Source organism: Cobetia sp. (genome assembly GCF_983723665.1).
Map to the genome: position 1 here is coordinate 21257 of NZ_CFDJES010000021.1, position 7209 is coordinate 28465.

A 7209-nucleotide genomic window follows, 5' to 3' on the forward strand; every position below is an offset into this window, starting at 1 on the left:
CACGCGAAACACCTCCTTTGAGGTGTGAGTGTGGTCGCCGGTAGAAATGAAAAGGCACGCGAAGTACCTGCTTTGAGGTGAGCCTCAGGCGTTGAGGTGTGAGAGTGCCAATCGCAGCTGATCGCTCGCCGAGCAGAGACACTGCGTGAAAGACAGAAACGACAGTCCCGCTACCGATTGATGGATAGCGGGACTGTCGTTTTTTCGTCATGAGAAGCGGCGTTTTTCAGAACTCCAAGGCATGAAAGCCCGTTCTGGTGGCGTTTGCTTATGCTGCGTCAGTGGTAGCCAACTCAGGCGTTATTCTGTGCCGTACGGCAACGATGATTTGCTGCACAGCGGCGATAAAGTCACTGCGCCAGGCAGGCGCGATGGTTTACTGTCGAGAGGTGGACAACGCACGACGTCCAGGCAGTGAATCACGACATCCCTGACGCTATCGGAATTGCAGAGGTCGCTTATTGACCTCCCCCTGATGGGGCCGATCGCCGATGTCGTCGCTGCTGGAGCTGACCCCTCAGGGTTTGCTCCCTGCTGAGACCCAATAACGATAATACTGCGGACCCCCGCCGGCCTCATCAGGCCACGGGAGAGGGCATCACGAGGCCCCGGTCTGCCACTCAAGCAGATATAGAGAAGGACTCCCCTCATGGCATTGACCAGTGGCCGTTTCGCCCGCCCGTACGAAGCTCACTCATCCGCTGCAGGAATGGCCGGCGAGACGCGCCAGCCGCAGACCATCGGCTTCCTGCTGCTCGACAGCTTCACGCTCATCTCGCTGGCCTCGGCGGTGGAACCGCTGCGCATGGCCAATCAGCTGGCCGGACGCGAGCTGTACCGCTGGTATACCGTGACGCTGGAAGGCGCCCCCGTGCGTGCCAGCGATGGTCTGCAGGTCACGCCCGATACCTCCACCGAGGCCTGCCCGCCGCTGGATATCGTCATCGTGTGCGGTGGCGTCGGCATCCAGCGCTCCGTGCATCGCCCGCATGTCAGCTGGCTGCAGGCGCAGGCACGTGCCGGCCGCAAGCTGGGCGCCGTCTGTACCGGCAGCTGGGCGCTGGCCCAGGCGGGGCTGCTCGAAGGCCATGAGACCAGCATCCATTGGGAGTGTCTGGCCGCGATGCAGGAAGCCTTCCCGCGCGTGCCGTTGACCACACGACTGTTCTCCATCGATCAGGACCGCGCCACGGCCTCCGGCGGTACCGCGCCGATGGACATGATGCTGACCATGATCGGTCGCGAGCATGGCCGCGAACTGGCGGCGGGCATCTCCGAGATGTTCATCTGCGATCGCGTGCGTGGCGAGCAGGACCAGCAGCGCGTGCCGCTCAAGCATGTGCTGGGCACCACCCAGCCCAAGCTTCTGGAAATCGTCGCGCTGATGGAGGCCAATCTGGAAGAGCCCATCGGCCTGGACGAGCTGGCGCACTATGTCGATGTCTCGCGCCGTCAGCTGGAGCGGCTGTTCCAGCGGTATCTGCACTGCTCGCCGTCGCGCTACTACCTCAAGCTGCGCCTGACCCGCGCGCGTCAGCTGCTCAAGCAGACGGCGCTGTCGATCATCGAGGTGGCCTCGGCCTGCGGCTTCGTGTCCACGCCGCACTTCTCCAAGTGCTACCGCGAGTACTTCGGCATGCCGCCGCGTGACGAGCGCATCGGTGGCGAGCGCAGTGTCAGCGTGCTGGAGGTGCCGTGTCGCGCCGATGGCGATCACCAGCTGACCGGTGTCGCCAGTCTGGAAGGGCTGCTGCACCAGTCGATCGGCCAGAGCATGGTCGGCAATGCGCCCCTGCAACCGGCCAGCGAGTCCCCCGTCTCCTCGGCGATTCTGGCACTGGCCAATGCGCGCGGTGAGCCGACCTACGCCAGCGTGCGTCTGCAGGGCTGACGCCGCCGACTGACACCAGCCTCCCGCAACGTCCAACGCCTCTGCCGCTCCGGCAGGGGCGTTGTCGTTTTCACAGGAGCCACCGGCACGCTCTGGTACACTCGATGACACCAGGAAGCAGTGGCTGACACGACAATGGCTCGGCGGCGAGCCACGACACGCACGACAGGGGACGGCAAGGGATGGCACGAGGACAGCAACGCAGGCAGGAAGGCACGGAGCGTGTGGCGGGTGCTCGGCGCGGGGCGACACGCCGTCCGACGCCGAGTGCCGGCATGCGCCCGATGGAGCGCCTGCGCTGGCTGGCGGTGTGGGCATTCAAGGTCGTCGCCTGCTGGATGGTGGCCTGCATCGGCCTGGTGGTATTGCTGCGCTTCGTGCCGCTGCCGGTGTCGATGGTGATGCTCGAGAAGTGGGGCTATGGCCTGGTCACCGGCGAGCCGATGGCACTGCAGCATGACTGGGTGCCGATGGAGCAGATTTCCAACAATGCCCGTCTGGCGGTGATCGCCTCGGAAGACCAGAAATTCCCCGATCACTACGGCTTCGATGTCGATCAGATCGTCAAGGCCATCGATGCACGGCTGGCCGGTGAGCGTCTGCGTGGCGCCAGTACCATCAGCCAGCAGACCGCCAAGAATGTCTTCCTGTGGAACGGGCGCAGCTGGGTGCGCAAGGGGCTGGAGGTCTGGTTCACCATCCTGATCGAGATGATCTGGCCCAAGGAGCGCATTCTCGAGGTCTACCTGAATGTCGCCGAATGGGGGCCGGGGGTCTTCGGCGTCGAGGCCGCGGCCGAGCATCACTTCAATACCGATGCCGCCAGCCTTTCCGCCTACCAGGCCAGTCTGCTGGCGGCGGTATTGCCCAACCCGATCCGCTTCAATGCCGGCAAGCCCTCGGCCTATATCCAGCGCCGTGCCAGCTGGACGCGCCGTCAGATGAACAATCTCGGCATGGGCTACTTGAAGCGTCTGGAACAGCCGCGTGGCTGGCTGAGCTGGGACCTGCTGCCTTCGCTCAAGGAGCTGTCCCCCGCGCATTGACCGGCCTGACGCTTCACCATCGGCTGTCCCACGACGCCCCGGCTCTCTCGAGTCGGGGCGTCGTCGTTTCAGAAACGACAGCCCTGACGCGATTCGATAGCCACGGGTCGCATCTGGCGTCAGAGGGGAAAGAGGGCAGGACTATGCTGGCACAGCCTGCTGGAGATCGTGTTCCGGCAGGCCCTGTCCGCCGGGTACGGGCAGTGACCTGACTTCCAGAGCCGCCTGCCCAGCGCCGGAGCGACATGATGTCTGAATTCTCCTCCTCCTTCGGTGGGTCCGATGCGGCCCGCGCCCTGCACGATGACAGCATCGTCATCGATGGTCTGGTGATCGCCAAGTGGCAGCGCGAGCTGTTCGAGGACATGCGCAAGGGCGGTCTGACCGCTGCCAACTGCACTGTCTCGGTCTGGGAAGGCTTCCAGGCGACCGTCAACAACATCGTCAAGAGCAACCAGCTGATCGCCGAGAGCAGCGATCTGGTCTGCGTGGCGCGCACGGCCGCCGACATCCGCGCCGCCAAGGCCGCCGGCAAGACCGGCATCATCTACGGCTTCCAGAATGCCAACGCCTATGAAGACCAGATCGGCTATGTCGATGTCTTCAAGCAGCTCGGCGTGGGCATCGTGCAGATGTGCTACAACACCCAGAATCTGGTCGGCACCGGCTGCTACGAGCGCGACGGCGGTCTGTCCGGCTTCGGCCGCGAGATGGTCGCCGAGATGAACCGTGTCGGCGTGATGTGTGATCTCTCCCACGTTGGCTCGAAGACCTCCGAGGAAGTCATCCTCGAGTCCAGGGTACCTGTCTGCTATTCCCACTGCGCGCCGGCCGGTCTCAAGGACCACCCGCGCAACAAGTCCGATGCCGAGCTGCGCTTCATCGCCGAACACGGCGGCTTCGTCGGCGTCACCATGTTCACTCCCTTCCTCAAGGCCGGCGTCAACGCCACCGTCGACGACTACGTCGAGGCCATCGAATACGTGATGAACCTGGTCGGCGAGGATGCCATCGGCATCGGCACCGACTTCACCCAGGGTCACGGCCAGGACTTCTTCGAGTGGTTGACCCACGACAAGGGCTACGCCCGTCGTCTCACCAACTTCGGCAAGATCGTCAATCCGGAAGGCATCCGCACCATCGGCGAGTTCCCCAATCTGACCGAGGCGCTGCTGCGTCGCGGCATGAGCGAGCATCAGGTACGCAAGATCATGGGCGAGAACTGGCTGCGCACGCTGGAAAATGTCTGGGGCGGCTGAGTCTGGCTGCCTGTGCCCTTTATTGATCGCTCTTGCTTGATCTCTCTTTCCTGATCTCTCTTTTGCAATTCCCTCAAGCCCCCTTTGGAGGACACCGACATGAGCAAGATGGCCCCTGAACTGCCGATCGAAGTGGATAGCGAGACTGGCGTCTGGACGTCCGATGCGCTGCCGATGCTGTACGTGCCGCGCCACTTCTTCATCAACAACCATGTCGCGGTGGAAGAGGCGCTGGGCGTGGAGAAATACGCCGAGATTCTCTATCACGCCGGCTACAAGAGCGCCTGGCACTGGTGCGAGAAGGAAGCCGAGCTGCATGGCCTGGTCGGCGTGGAAGTCTTCGAGCACTACATGAAGCGCCTGTCGCAGCGCGGCTGGGGTCTGTTCATCACCGAGGAGATCGATCTGGAGCGCGGTACCTGCAAGGTGCGCCTGGAACACTCCTGCTTCGTCTATCAGCAGGGCAAGACAGGTACCAAGCTCGAGTACATGTTCACCGGCTGGTTCGCCGGCGCGATGGACCAGATTCTGGCTGCGCGTGGCAGCGAGCTGCGCACCGTCGCCGTGCAGACCCAGAGCGGCGGTGAGGAAGGCTGTGACGTGGGGTATTTCGAGGTCGCTCCCGGAACAGTGTGACGTTTTCGGATCCGCCACTCTCTATTCCATGGCTCGGGCCAAGGCCAAGGCCCAGGCCCGGCCCAGGCAAAAGGCAACAGCACAAGCCGGCTGCCCGATCATCTCTCTGTCACGACACTCACCACCCACAACAACGACAACGCAACGCCTGAGCGCCGCCTTTCCTGACATGCAAGACGCCTGACGCCGACCCCGCCGCCACCAGCAACGACTCGTGGCGGCGGGCAGGCCAGGCCAGCGTGACGAGGCGGCGCTCTCCCCGGCGAGGAGCTCTCACCATGGCATTCGACGCACTCTTCCAGCCGATCGAGATCGGCAAGCTGACCATCCGCAACCGCGTCGTCAGTACCGCCCACGCCGAGGTGTATGCCACCGATGGCGGCATGACCACCGAGCGCTACGTGCGCTACTACGAAGAGAAGGCCAAGGGCGGGTGTGGCCTGTGCATCTGTGGTGGCTCCTCGGTGGTCTCCATCGACAGCCCGCAGGGCTGGTGGAGCTCCGTCAATCTGTCGACCGACCGCATCATTCCGCATTTCCAGAATCTGGCCGATGCCGTGCACAAGCATGGCGGCAAGATCATGATCCAGATTACCCACATGGGCCGTCGCTCGCGCTGGGACGGCTTCGACTGGACCTCGCTGATGTCACCGTCCGGCATCCGCGAGCCGGTGCACCGCTCCACCTGCAAGACCATCGAGGTGGAGGAGATCCAGCGCATCATCGCCGATTTCGCCCAGGCGGCGCGGCGTGCCAAGGAAGGCGGCCTGGACGGCGTCGAGCTGTCCGCCGTGCACCAGCACCTGATCGACCAGTTCTGGAGCCCGCGCGTCAACAAGCGCACCGATGAGTGGGGCGGCAGCTTCGAGGGCCGCATGAAGTTCGGCCTCGAGGTGCTCAAGGCGGTGCGTGCCGAAGTCGGCGACGACTTCGTGGTCGGCATGCGCATCTGTGGCGATGAATTCCATCCCGATGGCCTGTCCCACGACGACATGAAGCAGATCGCGGCCTATTACGATGCCACCGGTCTGCTCGACTTCTTCGGCGTGATCGGCTCCGGCTGTGATACCCACAACAGCCTCGCCAACGTCATTCCCAACATGTCCTACCCGCCGGAACCCTTCCTGCACCTGGCCTCCGGCATCAAGGAAGTCGTCTCGATTCCGGTGATCCACGCCCAGAACATCAAGGACCCCAACCAGGCCGAGCGCATCCTGGAAGGCGGCTATGTCGACATGGTCGGCATGACCCGCGCCCACATCGCCGACCCGCACATCATCGCCAAGATCAAGATGGGCCAGCTCGACCAGATCAAGCAGTGCGTCGGCGCCAACTACTGCATCGACCGCCAGTATCAAGGCCTCGACGTGCTGTGCATCCAGAATGCCGCCACCTCACGCGAATACATGGGCCTGCCGCATCAGATCGAGAAGACCAGCGGCCCGGTGCGCAAGGTCGTCATCGTCGGCGGTGGTCCGGCCGGCATGGAGGCAGCCCGCGTGTGCGCCGAACGCGGCCACGACGTGACGCTGTTCGAGGCCCGTGACGAGCTGGGCGGCCAGATCACCATCGCCGCCAAGGCGCCGCAGCGCGATCAGATCGCCGGCATCACGCGCTGGTATCAGCTGGAACTGGCGCGCCTGAAGGTTGACCTGCGCCTGGGCACGCGGGCCGATGAGACCACCATCCGTGACCTGCGCGGCGATGTGGTGATTCTCGCGGTGGGCGGTCGTCCGTTCATGGACCAGTTCGCGTCCTGGGGCTACGACGAAGACCCGGCCAAGAGCCTGATCGTCTCCTCATGGGACGTATTGGACGGGCGCGTCGCACCGGGCAGCAACGTGCTGATCTACGACAGCATCTGCGAGTTCTCCGGGGTCTCGGTGGCCGACTATCTGGCCGACAAGGGCGCCAGGGTCGAGATCGTCACCGACGACATCAAGCCGGGTGCGGCGGTCGGCGGCACCACCTTCCCGACCTACTACCGCAGCCTGTATGCCAAGGAAGTCGTGATGACCTCCGACATGGTACTGCATGAGGTCTATCGCGAAGGCGAGGGCCTGGTGGCGGTGCTCGAGAACGAATACACCGGCACGCTGGAAGAGCGCGTCGTCGATCAGATCGTGGTCGAGAACGGCGTACGCCCGGATGAGGCGCTCTACTACGCCTTCAAGGACGGCTCGCTCAACAAGGGCCAGATCGACGTCGAGTCGCTCTACGCCATCAAGCCGCAGCCGTGCCTGAGCCAGGCCACCGAGGGCAATGATTACCTGCTGTTCCGCCTCGGTGACTGCAACGCACCGCGCAACACCCACGCCGCCATCTATGACGCCCTGCGTCTGTGCAAGGACTTCTGATGACGTGATCTGCCGAGCCG

Annotated in this window: 5 protein-coding genes; all 5 read left to right on the forward strand. The window is 63.9% G+C overall.

Going from position 1 to position 7209, the window contains the following annotated elements; all coding sequences use genetic code 11:
* Nucleotides 1–709 precede the first annotated feature (709 nt).
* The 5 genes from gbdR (at nucleotide 710) to dgcA (ending at nucleotide 7189) form a co-directional block, all read left to right on the forward strand.
* Entirely contained in the window at nucleotides 710–1891 is a 1182-nt protein-coding gene (gene gbdR / locus AC4FAH_RS03900) for a choline metabolism transcriptional regulator GbdR (protein WP_043333766.1), read from the forward strand.
* Nucleotides 1892–2175: 284 nt separating this feature from the next.
* Entirely contained in the window at nucleotides 2176–2937 is a 762-nt protein-coding gene (gene mtgA, locus AC4FAH_RS03905) for a monofunctional biosynthetic peptidoglycan transglycosylase (protein WP_082388235.1), read from the forward strand.
* 248 nt (nucleotides 2938–3185) lie between these two features.
* Entirely contained in the window at nucleotides 3186–4196 is a 1011-nt protein-coding gene (locus tag AC4FAH_RS03910) for a dipeptidase (RefSeq protein ID WP_107335565.1), read from the forward strand.
* A 99-nt stretch (nucleotides 4197–4295) separates the two neighbouring features.
* On the forward strand, nucleotides 4296–4832 hold the full coding sequence (locus tag AC4FAH_RS03915) for a DUF5943 domain-containing protein (protein ID WP_043333737.1): 537 nt from the start codon (nucleotides 4296–4298) through the stop codon (nucleotides 4830–4832).
* A gap of 278 nt (nucleotides 4833–5110) precedes the next feature.
* The gene (gene dgcA, locus AC4FAH_RS03920; RefSeq protein ID WP_286988933.1) at nucleotides 5111–7189 is read left to right on the forward strand and encodes a dimethylglycine demethylation protein DgcA; all 2079 of its coding nucleotides are present in this window, start codon (nucleotides 5111–5113) and stop codon (nucleotides 7187–7189) included.
* The last annotated feature ends 20 nt before the right edge of the window (nucleotides 7190–7209 follow it).

Excerpts from the sequence above, each read along its gene's own strand:
- AC4FAH_RS03915 (WP_043333737.1), top strand. The coding sequence starts at position 4,296 with ATGAGCAAGATGGCCCCTGAACTGCCGATCGAAGTGGATAGCGAGACT.
- mtgA (WP_082388235.1), top strand. The coding sequence starts at position 2,176 with ATGGAGCGCCTGCGCTGGCTGGCGGTGTGGGCATTCAAGGTCGTCGCC.
- AC4FAH_RS03910 (WP_107335565.1), top strand. The coding sequence starts at position 3,186 with ATGTCTGAATTCTCCTCCTCCTTCGGTGGGTCCGATGCGGCCCGCGCC.
- gbdR (WP_043333766.1), top strand. The coding sequence starts at position 710 with ATGGCCGGCGAGACGCGCCAGCCGCAGACCATCGGCTTCCTGCTGCTC.
- dgcA (WP_286988933.1), top strand. The coding sequence starts at position 5,111 with ATGGCATTCGACGCACTCTTCCAGCCGATCGAGATCGGCAAGCTGACC.